A 19,568-nucleotide genomic window follows, 5' to 3' on the forward strand; every position below is an offset into this window, starting at 1 on the left:
GTCAGATGTATTGCTGTGAGAATTCCGCGGTGCTAGCTTCCTGCGAACCGGTTCGATGAAGTGATCCTTCCGGCCGATCCGGGCGCCGTGCCCCACAGCCCGTGCTGTCGCGGGCGCCACCACGGCCACCCGGACCGACCGACCCCGGCTGCGGAGCGCCGGCGATCGCACCGCTTCGCCTCGCACCTCCCCGAACCCGCCGCACCCGCCACGGCCCACGACGAGCAGCCGGGGCCGGTGCGGGACCGGCCAGGACCCGTTACGCAAAGGATTGAGGACGCACTCCATGTCATCCGCTGACAGACCAGCCCGGCGCCGGGCCCCGGCCGCCGTCGCCCTGGCCCTCGGCGCGGGCGCGCTGGTCGCGCCGGCCGCGCCCGCCCAGGCGGCCGACACGCCCAAGCCCACGGCCCACTACACCTTCGACGAGGACGATCTCGCGTCCGGGAAGATCACGGACAGCTCCGGCAACGGCCTGACGGCGAGTCTGGTCAACGCGTCCACCGCCAAGTCCGTCGAGGGCACGGGCGGCGGCACGGCGCTCGCCCTGCCCGGCGGGGCGCCCACCTCCGACGGGGCGTACGTCCGGCTGCCCCCCGCGGTGCTCGGCGGCGCGACCGACCTGACGGTGTCCGCGCGCGTGAAGTGGGGCGGCGACACGTCGTCCTGGCAGCGGATCTTCGACCTGGGCACCGACACCACCAAGTACCTCTTCACCACCCCGTCGAACAACGGCGGGCTGCTGCGCACCGCCGTGACCACCGGCGGAGGAGGCGCGGAGGCCCAGGTCTCCGGATACGCGGCGCTGCCCGCCGACGCCTGGCGCACGGTCACCGTCACCCTCGACACCGCCGCCGGACGCGTCACCACCTACCTCGACGGCGTGGCGGTCTCCTCCGCCGCGACGAGCGTCAAGGCCGGGGAACTGCTGGACGGTTCGGCGACCGCGGCGGGCTACATCGGCAAATCCTTCTGGCCGGATCCGCTGCTCAAGGGCGCGATCGACGACTTCACCGTGTGGCACGCGGCGCTCAGCCCCGAGCAGGTGGCCGGTACCGTCGCGGACGTGCCGACCTTGAGCGAGCTGTCGAAGACGTCCTTCGAGGTCCGGACGACGACCGGGACCGCCCCCTCCCTCCCCGTAGCCGTCCGCGCCGCCTTCTCCGACGGCTACGACCGTGACACGCCCGTCACCTGGGACGCCGTACCGGCCGGGAAGTACGACCGGCCGGGAACGTTCACCGTGGCGGGCACCGCGGCCGGGCGTGCGGTCAGGGCGACGGTCACCGTGGTCCGCGAGGGTCAGCTCACCGTCGACCTGGGCTCGGACACCGGCGCGTTCCACGGCGGCGCCTCCGGCACCCTCTACGGCGTCTACGGACCGGACGTGCCCACCAACAACCTCATCGAGGGCATGGGTCTGCGCACGGTCTCCACCAAGGCGCAGGACGGCCCGCAGCACCCGGGCGCCGACGCGCTGGAGGTGGTGAAGCCGCTGGCTGACTCCACCGACGGCGACGTGTACATCTACATGACCGACATCCACCGTGGCTTCCCGTACGAATGGCCGGGCGACACCCCCGCCGAGAAGCTCAGGCTCTACGAGCAGAAGATCGCCCAACAGGTCGACCAGGTGCTCCGCCTGCCGAAGCGGTACCAGGACAACATCGTCTTCGTGCCGTTCAACGAGCCCGAGGGCAACATGTTCGGCACCGGCCAGTGGAGCTACGACAAGGTCAGCTGGCTCGACGACCCCGACGCCTTCTTCGCCGCCTGGGACTCCGCGTACAAGCTGATCAAGGGCAGGATGCCGGACGCCCGGATCGCGGGCCCCAACACCAGCATCCTGTACGACCAGGTGAAGGGCTTCATGTCCCACTCGCTGGCCGCCGGTACGCTCCCCGACGTCGTCACCTGGCACGAGCTGAGCCACCCGGAGGCGGTCCGCGACAGCGTGGCCACGTACCGGGGCTGGGAGAAGGACCTGTTCAAGGGCACCTCGCGCGAGGGCACCCGACTCCCGATCAACATCAACGAATACGCCTTCAACTACCACACCTCGGTCCCGGGCCAGATGATCCAGTGGGTCTCCGCGATCGAGGAGTCCAAGGTGGACGCCGACATCGCGTACTGGAACATCGACGGCAACCTCTCCGACTCCGCCGTGCAGTCGAACCGGGGCAACGGCCAGTGGTGGCTGCTGAACTCGTACGCCTCGATGACCGGCCACACGGTGAAGGTGAACCCGCCATTCCCCGGCGAGAACTACACCATGCAGGGCGTCGGCACACTCGACGAGAAGAAGAAGCAGGCCCGCCTGATCTTCGGCGGCTCCACCGGCAAGGGGCACATCACCTTCGCCGACGTGCCCAGGAAGGTCTTCGGCAAGAGCGTCCACGCCTGGGTCCGCGAGATCGAGTGGAGCGGACAGCTCGGCGACAGCTCCGGCCCCAAGCTGCTCACGGAGACAAACCTGGACGTCGGTGCCGACGGCACGGTCTCCGTCGACTTCGGCGACGGCACGCTGCCCCGGCTGAAGGAGTCCTCGGCGTACGAGATCGTCCTCAGCCCTGCCGGGAAGGCGCAGGGCACCCGGACCGCGCCCGTGCGCTGGCAGGACTCCTACGAGGCCGAGGACGCCGCCCACAGCGGGTCCGGCTACTCGAAGAACGGCCCCGAGGGCTCACCGCGCGACGTGTCGAAGTTCTACACCTCCGGCGGCTACGACGTCGGCGGTCTGCGCACCGGGTCGGACATGACGCTCGACTTCACCGTGGACGTGCCCGAGGACGGCACCTACGACCTGAGCGTCTTCGCCAACTCCCTCAACACCTTCGACAAGGTCAAGGAGCAGGGCCCCACCAATGTCTTCCTGCGGGTGGACGGCAAGGCGGACAGCGAGCGGGAGCTGTACCTGCCGCTCGGCTACAAGTGGGTGGTGTGGGACCACACCGACACCACGGTGAAGCTCACCAAGGGCAGGCACACCCTGACGCTGGCCGCGAAGAGCCTCGACGGCAACCGCACCACCAAGGGCGACGCCATCGTCGACCGGCTGACCCTGTCCCTGCCCGACGCCTCCGCCCGTACGCAGGTGTACGAGGGCGAACTGGCCTGGCTCGGCGGCGGCGCGCGCACCGCCTACGACCCGCCCCGGCGGGCGGCCACCGGATCGGGCGCCGCCCGCCTGCCGAAGAAGGGGACCGCCACGTTCTGGGTCTACTCCCCCGCCGACCGTGAGGCCACCCTCCGGGTCGACACCCTGAAGGGTTCCGGCGCCCGCGTCTCCGTCAACGGCCAGGACGTCCTGAGCCTGGACGAGGGTGGCAACAGCGTCGCGGTCTCGCTCTCCGGTGGCGTCAACAAGGTGACGGTGACCGGGACTTCGCACACCACCATGGTCGACCGGCTCTCCGTCACTCCGACGGAGGGCACGCTCCCGGCCCGCACCTACGAGGGCAAGAGCGCCGAACTGTCCGGCTCGGCCGCCCTCACCCCGCTCTCCCTGGCCACCGACGGCACCGCGATCACCGGGATCGGCGGCGCCCCGGGCAACGGCAACACGGCCACGTTCACCGTCACCGCGGACGAGGCGGGCACGCACGCGCTGCGCATCCGCTACTCCAACCCCGAACAGTCCCCCGCCACCCACTACAACCCGGACCCGCTGGCCCGCCACGCCGACCTCACCGTCAACGGCGGCGCGTCGCGGCGGGTCACCTTCCCGCACACCTTCCACCAGAACAACTTCTGGGAACTGACCGTCCCCGTCCAGCTGAAGAAGGGACAGAACACGATCACCTTCCGCTCCGAGGAACTCCCGAACTTCGACGGCACCACCTACGCCTCGGACACCTTCCCCGGTGTCCTGCTCCGCTCCCGCTACGCGCCGCTGATCGACCGGATCACCGTCGCGCCGTACGCGAGGCAGGTGCGGTGAGATGAGGTGAGCGGCGCGTAGCGCGCACGCCCGGGTCCGTCAGGCCGACGGACCCGGGCGTGCCCGGTGGAGCCGGTACAGTGGCGGCCGGCGACAGAAGAGATCCTCCGATGGACTCCCGTACCGCGCGCATCCGCGCCAAGCTGGCGAAGATCCCGTACCAGCCGCAACGCAGCCACTCCGCGGGCGCCGAGCGTCACGCGTTCCGTCTGGGACCGCGCATCGGTTCGGCCCGGGTCGACGCCTTCGAGGCCGAACACCACATCGCGCTGCCGTGGGCCTACCGGAAGTTCCTCGTCGAACTGGGCGTCGGCGCCGGGCCCTTCCACGGTCTGCTTCCGCTGGAGGAGTGCAGGCTGTACACCATGGACCGGCAGCCGCCGGACGGCGCCCCCCGGGGCTTCCACCACGCGCTCCACCCGGACGCGGCGCAAGGAGACCTGTTCCTGCACATCATCGAGATGGGCTGCACCGATCTGTGCCTCATCGGCGTGACAGGCCCGCTCACCGGCCGTGTGCTCACCGGCAACGCGGACGGCTTCTGGCCGCCCAACGTCTCCTCCGCCCCGGACTTCCTCTCCTGGTACGAACGCTGGCTGGACCACATGCGCGAGGGCAAGGACGACCGGGCCCTCGGACTCACCTCCCCGGCGACCGTCGCGACCGCCCCCTGGGGCCCACGCGCCAGGGGACGGTAGTGGCTTTTCGCCACGCGCGGCGGAGCAGTGATCTCAGCGGGCGTGGGACAGGGCCCACGACAGGGCGTGGTCCGGGTGACGGTCTTCGACTTGTAGTGACGTTGGACTGCTGGATCTTGGGCGGCATGAGGGGGTCCAGCCGCCCGAGAGGAACAGCCAACTCCCCGACGAACCGATCGAGCGTTTCCCGTTCCCTGACCCGCCCCTTGAGCACCACACCCGCACCTTCCGGAAAGCTCGGGTGTCAAGGCGACGCGCCCCCCCGCTCCCCCTACGGACAGCCTCCGCCACTGCTGCCTATCCTGCGCATGTTCTCCCTCACCCATGGGGGGCGTCCCGAAGTCGCACAGCACGCTCCGCTTCGGCGGACCGGTGGGTCAACTCCGTTGCTCTGCAAGGAACTTGAGGTCACTGGACTCCGGGAGGAAGGCCGTGGATGCCGTCGCCCGGCGACGGCGTCTCCGGGATGGCGAGAGGACAGATCCCCCACTCCCCGGCGATGGCCATCACATGTCTCTCGGTCGGCATGTCGGCGTACCAGTCGTCCCATGCCGCGTCGTCCCAGGAGGCCATCCCCTCCTCGGTTCCCCTGACTCCGACGCCGAGCCGGTGTTCGACCTCGGTCGGCTCGCCGATGCGCAGGGACACGTCGCCGTCGTAGCAATAGGCACGGACGACCCGGCCGGCCTCAACTCTCGCCCAGGCGTGGCTCTCGCCGATGCGATCGGTGTGGAAGAACTGGACATCACCCAGGCGCGAGCCGAGTGAGCGGAGCCAGGCCAGGAGGGACGGACCGTTGTCCGCCACCCCGGCCGGAAGGTGGACCCGGCTGTGGGCCAGTGTCCAGCCGGCCACGGGAGAGGCCACGAAGACGCCGCGCCGGTACGCGGTTTCCGTCCCCGTCTCCCAGTCCATCGTCACGCGCGTGTGCAATCCGAGCGCGTCGGCGACCTCCCCGTTGTCACCGCCGGGCACAGCCAGCCAGGACGTCTTGTACCCGATTCCCATGGTGGTCCCCTCCCTCGTGCGTACGCGTATCCTGCCGTACGCGGCGCGGAGCCCGGGAAGGGCCGTCACCGGATGCGGTGGGACCTCCAGAACGGGCCGAGGTCCTGGTCCGTCGACGCCTGTGCGGCCTTCTTGAACGCGGCCGTGGTGGAGACGCCGTACCAGTGGTCCGCGGCGTACCGCTTGAGCATTCGGGCCATGGGGCCGGCGCCGAGCGTGCGTTCGAGATCGGCCAGCGCGCACGACCCGGCCGTGTAGACGAGGTGGTACTCGCCGCGGTGCCGGGACCAGTAGGCCATGGAGTTGGTCAGTGCGGTGCTGTCGTCCGGCCAGTCCACCTCCGACCAGCAGTCGCGGGTCTCCCACCCGTAGAAGCGGGCGTTGGCGTACTGCGCGAAGCTCTCGTCCAGCCACGGTGAGGCGTACTCGTCGTTGCCGACGATGCCGTACCACCACTGGTGCGCCACCTCGTGGACGACGGCACCGCCCTCCTCGGTGGTGCCGACCAGGACCAGGCCCGGGTACTCCATGCCGCCACCGAATTGACTGGTCATCACGAGGTCGATCTCGCCGTACGGGTAGCGGCCGAACTCCCTGCCGAAGCGGTCGATCGCGGCGACGGCGTCGGCGCGATTGACGCGTACTCCCTCGGCCGAGGTGTCGGCCGCCCAGTACGACCTCACGCGCACGCCCCCGGGGGTGGTCTGCGTCGCCGTGCGGAACGGTCCCGCAGCCCAGGCGAAGTCCCGCACGCGGTGCGCGACGCTCAGCGTGACGGTACGGCCCCGGCCGGCGGGCAGCGCCCGGGTGCGACCGGTGGCGGGGACCTTCAGGGCCGACGGATGGTCGAGGCGGACTCGGAAGTCGCTCGCCAGCGCGTAGAAACTCTCCCCGACGGCCACGTACGGGTCGAGGTGCCATCCACGCGCGTCGCGGACGGCGAGCACGGGCAGGGCGTTGCCCAGGAAACGATGGGCGCCGTCGCGGCCGAAGCGGTCGGTGCGGTCGGGCACGGTGAGGGAGACGTCGAAGGCGACGGACGTCCGCTCGCCGTGCGCGAGGGGCCTGGGCAGGGCGATGCGCAGCGCCGTGCACCGTACGGTGAGCCGGTCCGGCCTGCCGCCCTCGACCTTGGACACGCTGACGGGGGACGGCGCGCCGGGCTTGCCGCATCCGTCCTCGCCGTTGCCCCACAGACGCACGTACACCTCACGCAGCGGCCGGGGGGAGGCGTTGCGGAACGACACCTTCTGGCGTCCCTTCCAGTGGCTGCCGTCGGTGTCGGCGCGCAGGGACACGTCGTATCGGGCACGATCCGGCGTCGCGGTCCCGGCCGTCGCCGCTCCTTGTGCCGCATCCGCCCGATGCGCGCCGGGGACGGCCACGAGGAGCTGCACGACCAGCACGAGGAGCACGAACACCACACCAGTGGGACGGCGAACCGACCTGGGCAGCGACTTCACGGACATCACCGACAGCGACATGCCATCGGATCCTGCCACAACTCGGCCCGAACAGAGCCGAGTTGACGCGACTCGGCGGTGGAACGCGCGAGTCCGGGGTGTCGTCCGCCCGTCAGTGGCCGGACGGGATCCGGTCCTGCGGCCCGTCCCCCGCCTCGGGAGCGCCGCCGTCCCATCCCGCCCGCTCGGCGACGGCCGGGTCGGCCGAGTCCGAGACCAGCTCCGCGACGCGCAGGGTGCACTCCCACTCGGTCAACTTGCCCTTGATCACGACCAGAAAGGACTCCTGGTCGGCGAAGCGGTACACCTGGCGCCGCTTCTCCACGATGTGCTTGCTCGGCACATACGTGTGGACGGCGGCACGCAGTGCCTCCAACGCCTGTTCCCTCGTCCCGATCCCCCGACGGACGAAGTCGGTCCTGTACGCCTCGCTGTGGCCGTACTGCGCGATCACGACCCAGTTGCCCATGTGTCCACTCCCCCTCGCACTGCTGCCAGTCAGCCACAGCTCGGGCCGCGGGGCAAGGGAGTCAGGGAGTCAGGCCGTCGTGATCGCCTCGGCCCGGGACAGGGCGACGTCGAGCACGACGAGCAGGGCGTCGCGGACCGAGCCCGTCCGGCGGGCGTCGAAGACGGTCAGGGGGACGTGTTCGGCGATGTCCAGAGCCCACCGCACCTCGTCCAGGTCGTGGGCGACCTCTCCGTCGAAGGCGTTGACCGCGACCGCGAAGGGGATGCGCTTGTGCTCGAAGTAGTCCACGGCCGCGTAGCAGTCGTCGAGACGCCGGGTGTCGACGATGACCAGGGCGCCGACGGCACCGTCGACGATGTCGTCCCACATGAAGCCGAAGCGGTCCTGGCCCGGTGTCCCGAACAGGTACAGCTTGAGGGTCGGGTCGAGGGTGATGCAGCCGAAGTCCATCGCCACGGTGGTGGTGGTCTTGTCCGGCGTGTGCGTGAGGTCGTCCACGCCTGCCGCGACCTCGGTGATCGCGGCTTCGGTGGTGAGGGGGCGAATCTCGGAGATCGAGCCCACGGTGGTGGTCTTGCCGACCCCGAAGCCGCCGGCGATGACCAGCTTGACCGGCAACGGCGGCTGTTCAACCGCTGTCGCGGAGTGTGCCCCGTGAGTCGGGGACGGCACGGAGACCATTGATAACCCTTCGCAGTACGGAGATGTCCTGGGCGATCCTGGCGTGCGGTACGTAGATCGCCAGGTGCCCCGCGGCACACAGATCCTCGGCGAGCACCCGGACCACGTTGAGGTGCAGTCGCAGGCGGGCGGCCAGTTCCGCGACCGACTGCGGTCGTCGGCAGGCGGCGACGATGTCATGGTGCTCGAAGGCGAGCCGGCCGAGGAGGGAGAGCCCGGCCGCCGTAGCGACGATCTGGGTCTCGATCGGGAGCGGCGCGGCCGCGCCCGCCCCCGACACCCGGCCGGCGGTCAGCAGGAACGGCCGGACCACGGGGGCGCGGCCGACCGGATCCGCCAGGCCCTCCCGGGTTCCCTCCGCTGTCTCGTGTGGTTCTCGCCCACCATCGGCCATGACGACCTCCTCCTTGCGGGATGGGTCAGCCGGCCACGGGGGAGCCGACGCTGTTCTTCAGCTCCATCACCAGTTGCGGGGTGAGCGCGGCTCCGGCGCGGTTGGCGAAGAGGGTCATCTCGTAGGCGATGTTGCCCAGTTTCGCCTCCTTGGAGGCGACCACGCCGAGTACGGCGCCGTTGCCGATGGCGGAGACCAGGACATGGCCGCCCTCCAGATCGATGATGACCTTGTTCAGGCCGCCGAGGCCGTAGTTGCCGGAGACGCCCGCGGCGAGGCTGGTGACGCCGGAGACGATCGCGGCGAGCCGTTCGGAGTCGGCCCGTTCACGGAGTTGGGAGACCGCGATGAGCAGACCGTCGGACGACACCGCGATGGCGTCGACGACACCCGCGGTCTCCGTGGCGAAACGGTCGAGCAGCCAGGTGAAGTCGGCCGCCGCGGTACGCAGGTCGGTGGGCTTCGTCTCTTCGGGGGTGCTGTCATCTGCCGACGTGGTCACTGCCCGTCTCCTTCTGGCCTTCTGGGGTTTTCGCGTGTCGCGGTCGTGCGGGCTGGGGTCGGGGGCTCGGTGCCGTCCTGCGCGGCGCTGTCCTGCCGGGTGCGGTCCTGTGCGGCGCTGTCCTGTTCGGCTCTGCGGACAGCGGCTTCGAACTCGTCGAGTTCCGCGCGGACGGCTTCGGCGTCCGCGGGCTGCCGCACCGTCGGGACGGTCCGTTCGGCCGCCGTGGCGGTCACGGTGAGCGTCGCGCCCCGTACGCGTCGGCGCAGTGGCCGAGCGGTCGTGGAGGAGGAGGTGTCGGGGGCCTCGGTCCTCGCCGCGTGGGGGCGGAGCGGAACGCGGCGGGGCAGTTCGCCCTCCGGTGACGGAGCTACGGGCCGACGCTCGGGGGCGATGGCGGTGGCGGTGGCGGTGGCGGTGGCGGTGGCGGCCGATGGTGAGGCGGCGTGCGGGGTGAACTCCCGGGTGGTCCGGCCCCGGCCCGCGGGGGGCGGTGCGGCGTCGACGGGGCTCATGGCCAGCAGGAGCGCAGCGGGGATCCACACGGTGCTGGTGACACCGCCGCCCGGTGTACGGCTCAGGGTCACCCGCAGGTTCAGATGGCGGGCGAGGCTGCCCACCACGAAGAGGCCGAGCACCTTGGTCGGTACGAGGTCGAGGCGTTCGCGCCGGACGAGACGGGCGTTCTCCTCGGCGAGACGCTCCGCGCTCATGCCGAGGCCGTGGTCGATGACCTCGACCAGGGCGCCGCCGTCCCTGGTGATGTCGGTGCCGGGCCGGACGACCACCTCGACGGGGGTGTCGGACGGGGAGAACGCGACCGCGTTCTCCATCAGTTCGGCCAGCAGCAGGGTCAGGTCACCGGTGATGTCGGGTCCGACGGTGATGTCCGTCTCGGAGCGCAGGGACACCCGCTGGTATCCCTCGATCCGGCCGAGGCCCGACCGTATGACGTCGGCCAGGGTGATCGGCCGGGCCTCGACGTCGGTCTCCCGGATGCCGGCGAGCAGCATCAGGCTGTCTGCGTTGCGCTGGAGGCGTACGGCGATGTGGTCGATGCGGTAGAGCCGGTCCAGCAGGTCGGGGTCGGTCTCCTCACGCTCCACGGCGTCGATCAGCAACAGCTGCCGCGTGGTCAGGTTGCTGACCCTGCGGCCGACGTTACCGAACATCTCGGCGATGTTGCGGCGGCTGAGCACCTGCCGCTCCAGGAGTGCGGCGGCGGTGTCCTGCACCCGGTTGAACGCCTCGGCCAGCTCGCCGATCTCGTCGCGCACCGGGACCGGTATCGCCCGGGGGTTGAACGGGGTGCTGTCGGCGAGCTCGTCGTCCGCGACCCGGGCAAGCTCCTCGTCGGCGGCTTCGACCACCTGCTGGGCGGAGCCGGTCAGCGCCACCAGGGGGCGGACGACCGAGCGCCGGACCAGGACGCAGAAGGCCAGCCAGACGGCGAAACCGAGGAGGGCCACACCGAGCAGGATCCATGCCTTGCGCAGGGCGTCGGCGGAGGCCGAGTCGGCCTGGGCGGCGGTCTCCTCGATCAGCGTCCGGGTGATGGCGAGGCGGGTTTCGGCCTGCCGCTCGCCCGCGGAGATCTTCGCGCGCAGCTCCGTCGTGGACTGTGTCTGCAGGGCCGAGGGATCGATCTGGAGTTCCGCGAACTGGGACGTGATGTCGTTCTGCTCGGCGCCGCGCTCGATGCCCGCCATGCGGAGCACCTGCGCCGGCGCGGCCATGCGGCCGAAGCGGTCGGACTCGTGGACGAAGAGTTGGTGGGCGCCGGCGGCGCGCGTGTACTCGGTGAGGGCGTTGGCGTCACGGGTCTGGGCGGAGAAGACCGCGCTCTCGAACGCCGCGTGGGCGGCATCGGCGCGCAGGATCGCGTCCAGCAGGCCGGTGACCGAGGACGCCGAGGAGGCCGAGGTCATGGAGGAGCGGTCGAGCCCGATGCCGTCGATCAGATATCCGACCGCCGCCGCGTAGGCGGGGTCGATGTTGGCGGCGGGGACGTAGTCACGGCCGAGCTTCTCCCGCAGGACGTCCAGCCCGGTGATGTAGGAGAGGGCCTGCTTCTCCCCGGCCGGCAGACTCGCACCGAAGGCGGACCGCACGGCGCCGACCTGCGCGTCGGTGGCCTGTTGCGCCTCGCGGTAGGCGGCGGTCGGCGGGCGGTCGGCTCCGGGGCGGGCCGCCTCGTACTGCACGGACAGCAGCAGGGCCAGCCGGTGTTCGGCCTGTACGTCGTTGATGAGCTTCGTGACCTGCTCGCTGTCGCGGACGAGTTCGGCGATCCGGCCGGCGTCACGGGCCTGCTCCATCTGTCCGCCGACGCCGACGGCGAGCAGCACACCGACGACGGCCACCGGCGCGACGACCAGGATGTTGAGTTTGCGCCGGAACGGCCACCGGGCGAGAACGGAGCCCGACGTCCGTCGGAACGGAGAGGTCCGGTCTCTGTGTCCGGGCGGCCGCTGCACGGTGTTCGCGGGCACGCTGATCTCCTTGGGTGTGTGCTGCTCGGCGGTCAAGTCGCTGATGCCGCCGGACCGTCGACGACCGGGGAACCGGCCCGCAGCTCGCGCGACGGGCCATCGGGCGTGAGCGACCAGACCCGCGACGCGGGTACAAATCGCGTCACGTGTCCGGATCTCGTCGGCCGGAGACTATCGCTTATGTGATCGCCTTGAACCTGTACGTAACCAATACGTGATTACAAATTGTTCACGCCCGCCTACCGAACGATGTCCTCGGCGTGGATGACCGTGCCGGAGCCCTGCTACATTCCCACCCCGACAGCCTCCCCGGGCACCGTCCGGGGCACCGTCGTGACCGCTGCGTATCCAGCCTCCGGCCGGATCGGTCTCCTCCCCCACCTCCATCCCGTACCCCCTCACGTCCCTTTGAGGAGTCCCCGTGCACTCCACCCGCAAGGCGACCGCGGCAGCCGTCGCGCTCCTGGCCGTGGCCACCGCCGCCACCGGCTGCGAGAGCGGCGCCACCACCACCGCGGCCGCCACCGCTTCCCGGGAACCCGGCTGCCCCTCCGTCCTCGCCAAGGCGAAGCGGGCCGTCAAGGAGGCCGAGGACGTCAACGCCCCCTGGAGCGGGCCCACCAGCGGACCCGAGGCGGTCCCCGCCAGAACGATCGTGTACGTGGCGCAGACCATGACCAACCCCGGCGTCTCCGGCGTCGCCAAGGGCGTCCAGGAAGCGGCCAGGATCATCGGCTGGGACGTACGCACCATCGACGGGCGGGGCACCCCGGCCGGCATCCGCAACGCCTTCACCGAAGCAATCGCCCTCAAGCCCTCCGGCATCGTCGTCGGCGGCTTCGACCCCGCTTCGGTGACCCGGCAGGTGAAACAGGCCGAGGCCGCGGGCATACCCCTGATCGGCTGGCATGCCACCGCCACCCCCGGGCCCAGCAAGGATCCGAAGCTGTTCACCAACATCACCACCGACGTGGGGGACGTCGCGAGGATCAGCGCGGACTGGATCATCGCCCGGTCCAACGGCCGGGCGGGCGTGGTCCTGTTCACGGACGCCTCCATACCGTTCGCCAAGCGAAAGTCCGAGCTGATCAAGAAGGAACTCGCCACCTGCGCCGACGTCGATCTGCTGAGCTACGAGGACATCCCCATCCCCCAGGCCAACAGCCGCACCGTCGAAAGGGTCTCGGCCCTGCGCAGCCGACTCGGCGACAGGTGGACCTACTCCGCCGCCATCAACGACCTGTACTTCGACCACGCCGCGCCCGCCCTGCGCGCCGCCGGCCGGAAGGGCGACGGCGCACCCTTCAACATCGGCGCCGGCGACGGCGACCCGTCCGCCTTCCAGCGCATCAACGGCAAGCAGTACCAGTCCGCCACCGTGCCCGAACCGCTGTCCGAACAGGGCTGGCAGATCATCGACGAGTTCAACCGCGCCTTCACCAACGAACCGGCCAGCGACTACGTGGCCCCCGTGCACATCACCACCGCGGCCAACACCGGCGGAGCCCTGTCCTGGGACTCCGAGGGCTACCGCCGGGCCTATCGCAAGATCTGGGGCCGGTAGACACCGCCTCGCGTCTCGGGTGAGTACGTCGTGTCCGGTGCTACTCGTGGACGTGCGGGGCGGGGAACCACCCCGCCCGTGGGCGCAGGCACCGTGTTGCCGCCCGGTCGGCGGCCCTACCAGCGCACCCCCTGCATCGACGACGCGACGTACCCGAGGACCGCGGCGACGACCAGGCCACCCATCAGCCTCAGCATGTCCTGCCGTACCTCGGGCGCCTTCCAGGCGATCACTCCCAGGCCCAGGAAACTGACCACGATCAGCACAACCATCCACTGCAGCCAGGACATTTGGCCCTCCCCCGTGGGACACCGGTGTGCGGCGCCCCCTGTGGGCAGGTTCCTGCGCGGCTGCCCGCTCGTCAACACTCCGATGCCGCCGCCCGGGCGACGACGTCCGGTCGTCCGGTCGTCCGCCTGGAACGGCACGTAGCCTCTCCCCATGCCGGACCCTCGCCCGCGGCGCGTCGCCGTTCTCGTGCTCGAAGGTGCGAAGCCGCTCGACGTCGGCATTCCCGCGCAGGTCTTCACGACCCGCGCGAGCATGCCGTACGAGGTGCGGGTGTGCGGGGCGGCACCCGGTCTCGTGGCCGGCGGTGACGGCCTCGCCTATGCCGTCGAGCACGGCCTCGACGCGCTCGTCTGGGCCGACATCGTCTTCGTCCCCGGCTACCGGTTCCCGGACCGCGAGGACCCGCCGCGGGCCGTCGTCGACGCCCTGATCGCCGCGCACGAGCGGGGCGCGCGGCTCGCCGCCATCTCGACGGGGGCCTTCGCCCTCGCCGCCACCGGGCTGCTCGACGGCAGGCGCGCCACGACGCACTGGCACTACGCGCGGGCGCTCGCGAGCAGACATCCGCGCGTCCGGGTCGACGAGAACGTGCTCTTCGTCGACGAGGGCAGCGTGCTCACCTCGGCGGGTGCCGCCTCCGGCATCGACCTGTGCCTGCACATCCTGCGCGGCGACCTCGGCGTGGCCGCGTCCAACCACGCGGCCCGCCGCCTGGTCGCGGCCCCCTACCGCAGCGGCGGCCAGGCCCAGTACGTGCCGCGCAGCGTCCCCGAACCGCTCGGCGAACGCTTCGCCGCCACCCGTGAGTGGGCCCTGTACCGGCTCGGCGAACCCCTCACCCTCGACACCCTGGCGCGGCAGGCCGGGGTGTCGGCGCGCACGTTCTCCCGGCGCTTCGTCGAGGAGACCGGCTACACGCCGATGCAGTGGGTGATGCGCGCCCGCGTCGACCTGGCCCGCGAGCTGCTGGAGCGCTCCGAGCGCGGCGTGGAACAGATCGCCGCCGATGTCGGTCTCGGCACCGGCGCGAACCTCCGCCTGCATTTCCAGCGCATCCTGGGCACCACGCCGAGCGAGTACCGGCGCACCTTCACCCGTGGCACGTGACCGGGACCGGCGGGTGGCGGGTGGCGGGTGGCGGGTGGCGGGATCCTTGTGAACCGTGGCGATCTCGCCACTGGCAGCGGTGTGAGCCGCGGGCGAGCCTGGTGGGGCGAAGGGAAGGGACACCACTCATGACTCGCATCGCCATCAACGGATTCGGCCGCATCGGGCGCAATGTGCTGCGCGCACTGCTGGAGCGCGACAGCGCCCTGGAGGTCGTCGCCGTCAACGACCTCACGGAGCCCGCGACACTGGCCCGGCTGCTCGCCTACGACTCGACGGCCGGCCGCCTCGGGCGTCCGGTGACCGTCGACGGCAACGCCCTTGTCGTGGACGGCCGTCGGATCACGGTGCTGGCCGAGCGCGAGCCGGCGCAGCTGCCCTGGGCCGAACTCGGCGTCGACATCGTGCTGGAAGCCACCGGCCGCTTCACCTCGGCGAAGGCCGCCCGGGCCCACCTCGACGCGGGCGCGCGCAAGGTGCTCGTCAGCGCGCCGTCGGACGGCGCCGACGTCACGCTCGCTTTCGGGGTCAACACCGACGCCTACGACCCGGACCTGCACACGGTCGTCTCGAACGCGTCGTGCACCACCAACGCGCTCGCGCCGCTGGCCAAGGTGCTGGACGAACTCGCCGGTATCGAGCACGGGTTCATGACGACGGTGCACGCCTACACGCAGGAGCAGAACCTGCAGGACGGCCCGCACCGCGACGCCCGTCGCGCCCGGGCCGCCGGCGTCAACATCGTACCGACCACGACCGGCGCGGCGAAGGCGATCGGCCTGGTGCTGCCGAACCTCGACGGAAGGCTGTCGGGTGACTCGATCCGCGTGCCGGTGCCGGTGGGTTCGATCGTCGAGCTCAACACGACCGTCGCCCGCGACGTGACGCGCGACGACGTGCTGGCGGCGTACCGCGCCGCGGCGGAAGGGCCGCTCGCCGGCATCCTCGAGTACTCGGACGACCCGCTCGTGTCGTCCGACATCACGGGCAACCCCGCCTCGTCGATCTTCGACTCGGCCCTCACCCGCGTCGACGGCCGCCACATCAAGGTGGTCGCCTGGTACGACAACGAGTGGGGCTTCTCGAACCGCGTGATCGACACGCTGGAACACCTCACCGCCCGCTGACCGGACTCCGGCCCGGACCCCCGCCTCCGGCGCCCGCGCCGGAGGCTCACCAGCTGTGGGCCACGTCCACCACGAGGCGGCCGTCCAACTGCAGTACGCGGAAGGGCAGTCGGGCTCGGAGGCCGAGGCCGAACTGTGACTGGCCCTCGAAGGAGCTGGCGAACTTCGCGTCGCGGAAGGTGCGGTATCCGGTGAGGTTCACGCCGGGCAGCGGCTGTCCTGCCTGTCCGGGATACGTGGGAGCGCCGGAGTCGTACGCGGGGGCCCTGACGATCACTTCCAGGATGGCGCCGCCGCTGATCGGGATGGGATCACCGGTCGGGTCCTGGATCAGTTGGTCGACGTAGTGCACGGTGTAGCCGATCTGGTCGGCGGACGCGGCCGGAACGTCGACGACGAACCGGTCGTAGCACTCGTGACGACCGGTCCTGGCGTTCGTGATGTACTCGCCCGCCGTGTAGGACCAGTCGACCTTGTCGAGGCTGCCCCAGCCCGTCGGGCAGGCGGCCGCCGCGGCCCGCGGGGTGGCCGCCGTGGCCGCGGTCGGCATCGCGACCGCACCCAGCGTGGCGGTCACCAGGGCCGCGGTCATCCAGACTGTCCTGTTCGCTCTCATCCTGTGCCCCCAGATGCGTGTAGGTCCGACATCAGGAGAGACATCCGAGTCGGCCCGATGGTTGCACGCGTCTGCCGCAATGCCCGGGCAACGCACGACGCGGACGCGGTGTCGGAGTGCCTCGCAGTGCGTTCGGAGTGGGTACGGCCCGGGGGAGCCGCGTACATCTGGACGAAAGTTGTGGGCTCCTGGACGAAAGACGGATGTCCGGCCGTGGGCGGTCCCTTCTAGTGTCGGCCGGGCCGATGACGACACGGCATCCCCGCACAGCCCCCTGAAGGAATCCCATGTCCGCACCGTCCGCTCCTGTCGCGCTGCCGCGATCACGGCACCGCTGGGCGGCCGTGACCGGCCTGCTGGTGCTGTCTCCGGTCAGTGCCGAGTACCTCATCGGCTACGGCGACAGCACGGATCGCCCGCTGGAGCTTCTGGCGGGCCTCCTCATCCTCGCCCCGCTGTACGGGACGGTCGCGGTGCTCATCCGCGAGATCACTCGGCGCACCGGACGCGGCTGGCCGACGATCCTGCTGCTGAGCGCGGCCTGCGGGGTGGTCCAGGCAGGCCTGGTCGACCAGACCCTGTTCGACAACGAGGTCGACCCCGGTGGTCCCGACTGGTCGACCCAGCCGCTCGTCACCCTCGTCCCGGGCCTGGGGGTCGACGCGGCGAGCCTGCTCACCTATGTCGGGGGGCATGTGATCTGGAGTTTCGCCGCTCCGATCGCGGTGGTCGAATCCTGTGCCCCGCGCATCGCGGACCGGCGGTGGCTGGGCCCGGTCGGCATCGGCTTCCTGGTGCTGCTGTGGGCGGTGAGTGCCGGGCTGATCCACCTCGACACGGCAGCGGACTCCACGGCCCACCCGGCGCAGGTGGCGGGCGCCGCGGTGGTCGCCGTAGCCCTCGCCGCCGTCGCGTTCACCGTCCGGCCCATGAGGCCCCGGTCGTCCACGGGTGCGCCGTCGTGGTGGCTGGTCGGCGGTGTCACGGGAGTCGCGTGGTGTGCCGGCCAACTGTTGCCGGCGACCTGGACGGGGGTCACGGTGAACGTCGTCGCCATGGTCGTCCTGAGCGTGCTGCTGCTGCGCTGGTCGCGGCGCCGGGGGTGGGGGCGTCGGCACGTTCTGGCCGCCGCGGGGAGCGCCCTCGTCGTCCGCGCGGCGCTGTCCTTCCTCGTCGAACCGCTCGGCGACGACGTGGATCTCGCGGTGAAGTACGCGGTCAACGCGGCGATGCTCGGTGGCGTCACCGCCCTGCTGTTCCTCGCCGCCCATCGTCTGCGCCGTCAGGAGCCGAGCACATGCTGACCGTCCGCGGGATCTCCTACCTGGTCGGCGACGGAGGCAGCGATGACGAGCGCCAGGACATGGAGGTCATCGCCCGGGACCTGCACTGCACCTCGGTGATGCTGATCGGGGACGGTGAGCGGCTGATCGACGCGGCCCGTACCGCCCTCGACGTCGGTCTGGACGTCCACATCCGGCCCCATCTCGCCGAACTGCCGCGACCGAAGCTGCTGGAACGCCTGGAGGCCGTCGCCGCGGGGGCCGAGGGACTTCGCCGGGACCATCCGGGCCGGGTGACTCTCCTGGTCGGCAGCGAGTTCTCGCACACGGTGCCCGGCATCGTCCCCGGGCCCCGGTCGTTCCTGCGCCTGAAGCTCATCGTGCGCTTCCGCCGCCTGCTGCGGCGAAGAATCGCCAGGCGGCTCCACCCGCTGCTCACCGCCGCCGTGACCGCCGCGCGCGGTCGCTTCGGCGGGCCCGTCACCTACTCCGCGGCCGGATGGGAGCCCGTCGACTGGTCGCTGTTCGACCAGGTCGGCGTCAGCCTGTACCGCTCCCGCCGCAACCGGGCCGGCTACACGGACCGCCTGCGCGGCCTGGTGCGCGACCACGACAAGCCCGTCGTCATCACCGAGTTCGGGTGCGGCGCCTTCACCGGCGCCGAGGATCGGGGAGCCGGTTCCTTCTGGATCGTCAACTGGTTCGCCGCGCCCCCGCGCATCCGTGGCGACCACCCTCGCGACGAAGCCGCTCAGGCCCGCTGCCTCGGTGAACTCATCGGCCAGTACGAGGACGAGGGCGTGCACGGCTGCTTCGTGTTCACCTACGCCATGCCCGACTTCCCCCGCCGCGAGGATCCCCGTCTCGACCTGGACAAGGCCGGCTTCGGGGTCGTGGCGGTGACCGACGACGGCACGCGCCACCCCAAGGAGGCGTTCCGCGAGGTCGCGCGGCGCTACGGCGACCTGGCCGGGGAGGAATGACCGGGCACCAGGGGCTGCACGGCAGGATGCGGTACCGCGGTACCGGCCGCCGTCCGTTGGTGTGCTTCCCCGGTACCGGGTGCGCCCCGTGATCACGTCCTATCGTGGTAGCGGCCTGAAGGGGAAGGCGCGCCGACCTGGTGTCACCGGGGAGGCCGCGCGCGAGGCCGCATGTCCGCACGGCGGCCCGGTCCCTCTGAACAGAAAGATCACAGATGTCCCCCACGAAGCGCATCCTGATCATCGTCACCAGCACCGGAGAGTACGAGAAGGTCGGCTACCGCACCGGCCTCTGGCTGGGCGAGCTGACCCACTTCTACGACGTCGCCGAAGAGGCCGGCTTCGAGCTCACCATCGCGAGCATCGAGGGCGGCGCCGTACCGCTGGACCCGGAGAGCCTCGCCCACAACGTCCTCGGCGATCTCGGCACCGACAAGCGGTACGCCGACCGCGCCTTCATGGACGGGCTGCGGAACGTCGCCCCCGTCAGTGAGGTGGACGTCGACGACTACGACGCCATCTACCTGACCGGCGGTCACGGGGTGATGTTCGACTTCCACCAGAGCAGGGCGCTGGAGACGCTCATCGCCCGGTTCCACGAGACCGGCCGGATCGTGTCGGCGGTCTGCCACGGTCCGTGCGGTCTGCTGGACGTCACCCTGAGCGACGGCGAACCCCTGGTGAAGGGCAGGAACGTCACCGGATTCTCCTGGCGGGAGGAGGAACTGGCGCAGCGCGCCGACGCCGTCCCCTACAGCCTCGAGGACCGGCTGAAGGAACTCGGCGCGCACTACAGCACCGCGGCGAAGCCCTTCGACACCCATGTCGTCGAGGACGACCGTCTGATCACCGGCCAGAACCCCGGCAGCGCCAGGGCGGTCGCCGAGGCGGTGGTCCGTCGGCTCGGCTGAGCGCCGGGCAGTCGCGCCGGCCGCCCGGCACACCTC

At 71.0% G+C, this 19,568-nt stretch carries 17 protein-coding genes; 8 read left to right on the forward strand and 9 right to left on the reverse strand.

What is annotated here, in order from left to right; all coding sequences use genetic code 11:
• The first annotated feature begins 286 nt into the window (after window positions 1-286).
• Window positions 287-3,940, forward strand: coding sequence for a LamG-like jellyroll fold domain-containing protein (locus ACFU5F_RS24155; RefSeq protein ID WP_383890814.1), 3,654 nt, complete (start codon window positions 287-289; stop codon window positions 3,938-3,940).
• 110 nt (window positions 3,941-4,050) lie between these two features.
• Window positions 4,051-4,638 (forward strand): SMI1/KNR4 family protein, encoded by a 588-nt coding sequence (locus ACFU5F_RS24160; RefSeq protein ID WP_383890816.1) that lies wholly within the window; start codon window positions 4,051-4,053, stop codon window positions 4,636-4,638.
• A gap of 408 nt (window positions 4,639-5,046) precedes the next feature.
• Here the strand turns inward: ACFU5F_RS24160 and ACFU5F_RS24165 are convergent, their stop codons facing one another.
• From ACFU5F_RS24165 to ACFU5F_RS24195, 7 genes are all read right to left on the reverse strand, one after another.
• The gene (locus tag ACFU5F_RS24165; protein WP_383890819.1) at window positions 5,047-5,646 is read right to left on the reverse strand and encodes a hypothetical protein; all 600 of its coding nucleotides are present in this window, start codon (window positions 5,644-5,646) and stop codon (window positions 5,047-5,049) included.
• Between the two features lie 65 nt (window positions 5,647-5,711).
• On the reverse strand, window positions 5,712-7,130 hold the full coding sequence (locus ACFU5F_RS24170; protein WP_383890822.1) for a M1 family metallopeptidase: 1,419 nt from the start codon (window positions 7,128-7,130) through the stop codon (window positions 5,712-5,714).
• 91 nt (window positions 7,131-7,221) lie between these two features.
• On the reverse strand, window positions 7,222-7,578 hold the full coding sequence (locus ACFU5F_RS24175; RefSeq protein WP_383890824.1) for a hypothetical protein: 357 nt from the start codon (window positions 7,576-7,578) through the stop codon (window positions 7,222-7,224).
• 69 nt (window positions 7,579-7,647) lie between these two features.
• Window positions 7,648-8,262 carry an ATP/GTP-binding protein gene (locus ACFU5F_RS24180; RefSeq protein ID WP_383890827.1) on the reverse strand — a complete coding sequence of 205 codons (615 nt, stop codon included), beginning with the start codon at window positions 8,260-8,262 and terminating at the stop codon, window positions 7,648-7,650.
• Complete coding sequence (locus tag ACFU5F_RS24185) at window positions 8,210-8,656, reverse strand: DUF742 domain-containing protein (RefSeq protein WP_383890829.1); 447 nt, start codon at window positions 8,654-8,656, stop codon at window positions 8,210-8,212. Before ACFU5F_RS24185 ends, ACFU5F_RS24180 begins: the two co-directional genes overlap by 53 nt.
• Window positions 8,657-8,681: 25 nt before the next feature.
• Window positions 8,682-9,158, reverse strand: a complete 477-nt coding sequence (locus tag ACFU5F_RS24190) for a roadblock/LC7 domain-containing protein (protein WP_012998406.1) — start codon at window positions 9,156-9,158, stop codon at window positions 8,682-8,684.
• A complete protein-coding gene (locus tag ACFU5F_RS24195; RefSeq protein WP_383890832.1) occupies window positions 9,155-11,650 on the reverse strand; it encodes an ATP-binding protein in 2,496 nt (831 codons plus the stop codon). The genes ACFU5F_RS24190 and ACFU5F_RS24195 overlap by 4 nt, the downstream gene beginning before the upstream one ends.
• Before the next feature lie 421 nt (window positions 11,651-12,071).
• Between ACFU5F_RS24195 and ACFU5F_RS24200 the strand changes: the two genes are divergently transcribed.
• Complete coding sequence (locus ACFU5F_RS24200) at window positions 12,072-13,214, forward strand: substrate-binding domain-containing protein (protein WP_383890835.1); 1,143 nt, start codon at window positions 12,072-12,074, stop codon at window positions 13,212-13,214.
• 116 nt (window positions 13,215-13,330) lie between these two features.
• Here ACFU5F_RS24200 and ACFU5F_RS24205 read toward each other — a convergent pair whose 3' ends face one another.
• On the reverse strand, window positions 13,331-13,504 hold the full coding sequence (locus tag ACFU5F_RS24205; protein WP_383890838.1) for a hypothetical protein: 174 nt from the start codon (window positions 13,502-13,504) through the stop codon (window positions 13,331-13,333).
• 151 nt (window positions 13,505-13,655) lie between these two features.
• Between ACFU5F_RS24205 and ACFU5F_RS24210 the strand changes: the two genes are divergently transcribed.
• Together ACFU5F_RS24210 and gap are read left to right on the forward strand one after the other, a co-directional pair.
• The gene (locus ACFU5F_RS24210; RefSeq protein ID WP_383890840.1) at window positions 13,656-14,612 is read left to right on the forward strand and encodes a GlxA family transcriptional regulator; all 957 of its coding nucleotides are present in this window, start codon (window positions 13,656-13,658) and stop codon (window positions 14,610-14,612) included.
• 128 nt (window positions 14,613-14,740) lie between these two features.
• On the forward strand, window positions 14,741-15,739 hold the full coding sequence (gap, locus tag ACFU5F_RS24215) for a type I glyceraldehyde-3-phosphate dehydrogenase (RefSeq protein WP_383890842.1): 999 nt from the start codon (window positions 14,741-14,743) through the stop codon (window positions 15,737-15,739).
• A gap of 46 nt (window positions 15,740-15,785) precedes the next feature.
• Here the strand turns inward: gap and ACFU5F_RS24220 are convergent, their stop codons facing one another.
• A complete protein-coding gene (locus ACFU5F_RS24220) occupies window positions 15,786-16,355 on the reverse strand; it encodes a hypothetical protein (RefSeq protein WP_383890844.1) in 570 nt (189 codons plus the stop codon).
• Between the two features lie 287 nt (window positions 16,356-16,642).
• Here ACFU5F_RS24220 and ACFU5F_RS24225 point away from each other — a divergent pair, with 287 nt between their 5' ends.
• The 3 genes from ACFU5F_RS24225 to ACFU5F_RS24235 all read left to right on the forward strand — a co-directional run bounded on the left by ACFU5F_RS24225 (window position 16,643) and on the right by ACFU5F_RS24235 (window position 19,532).
• Entirely contained in the window at window positions 16,643-17,659 is a 1,017-nt protein-coding gene (locus ACFU5F_RS24225) for a hypothetical protein (protein ID WP_383890846.1), read from the forward strand.
• Window positions 17,653-18,621, forward strand: a complete 969-nt coding sequence (locus ACFU5F_RS24230) for a hypothetical protein (RefSeq protein WP_383890849.1) — start codon at window positions 17,653-17,655, stop codon at window positions 18,619-18,621. Before ACFU5F_RS24225 ends, ACFU5F_RS24230 begins: the two co-directional genes overlap by 7 nt.
• Window positions 18,622-18,836: 215 nt before the next feature.
• Complete coding sequence (locus ACFU5F_RS24235; protein WP_383890852.1) at window positions 18,837-19,532, forward strand: type 1 glutamine amidotransferase domain-containing protein; 696 nt, start codon at window positions 18,837-18,839, stop codon at window positions 19,530-19,532.
• Window positions 19,533-19,568: the final 36 nt, after the last annotated feature.

The organism is Streptomyces sp. NPDC057438, assembly GCF_042802995.1.
Classification (GTDB): Bacteria; Actinomycetota; Actinomycetes; order Streptomycetales; family Streptomycetaceae; genus Streptomyces.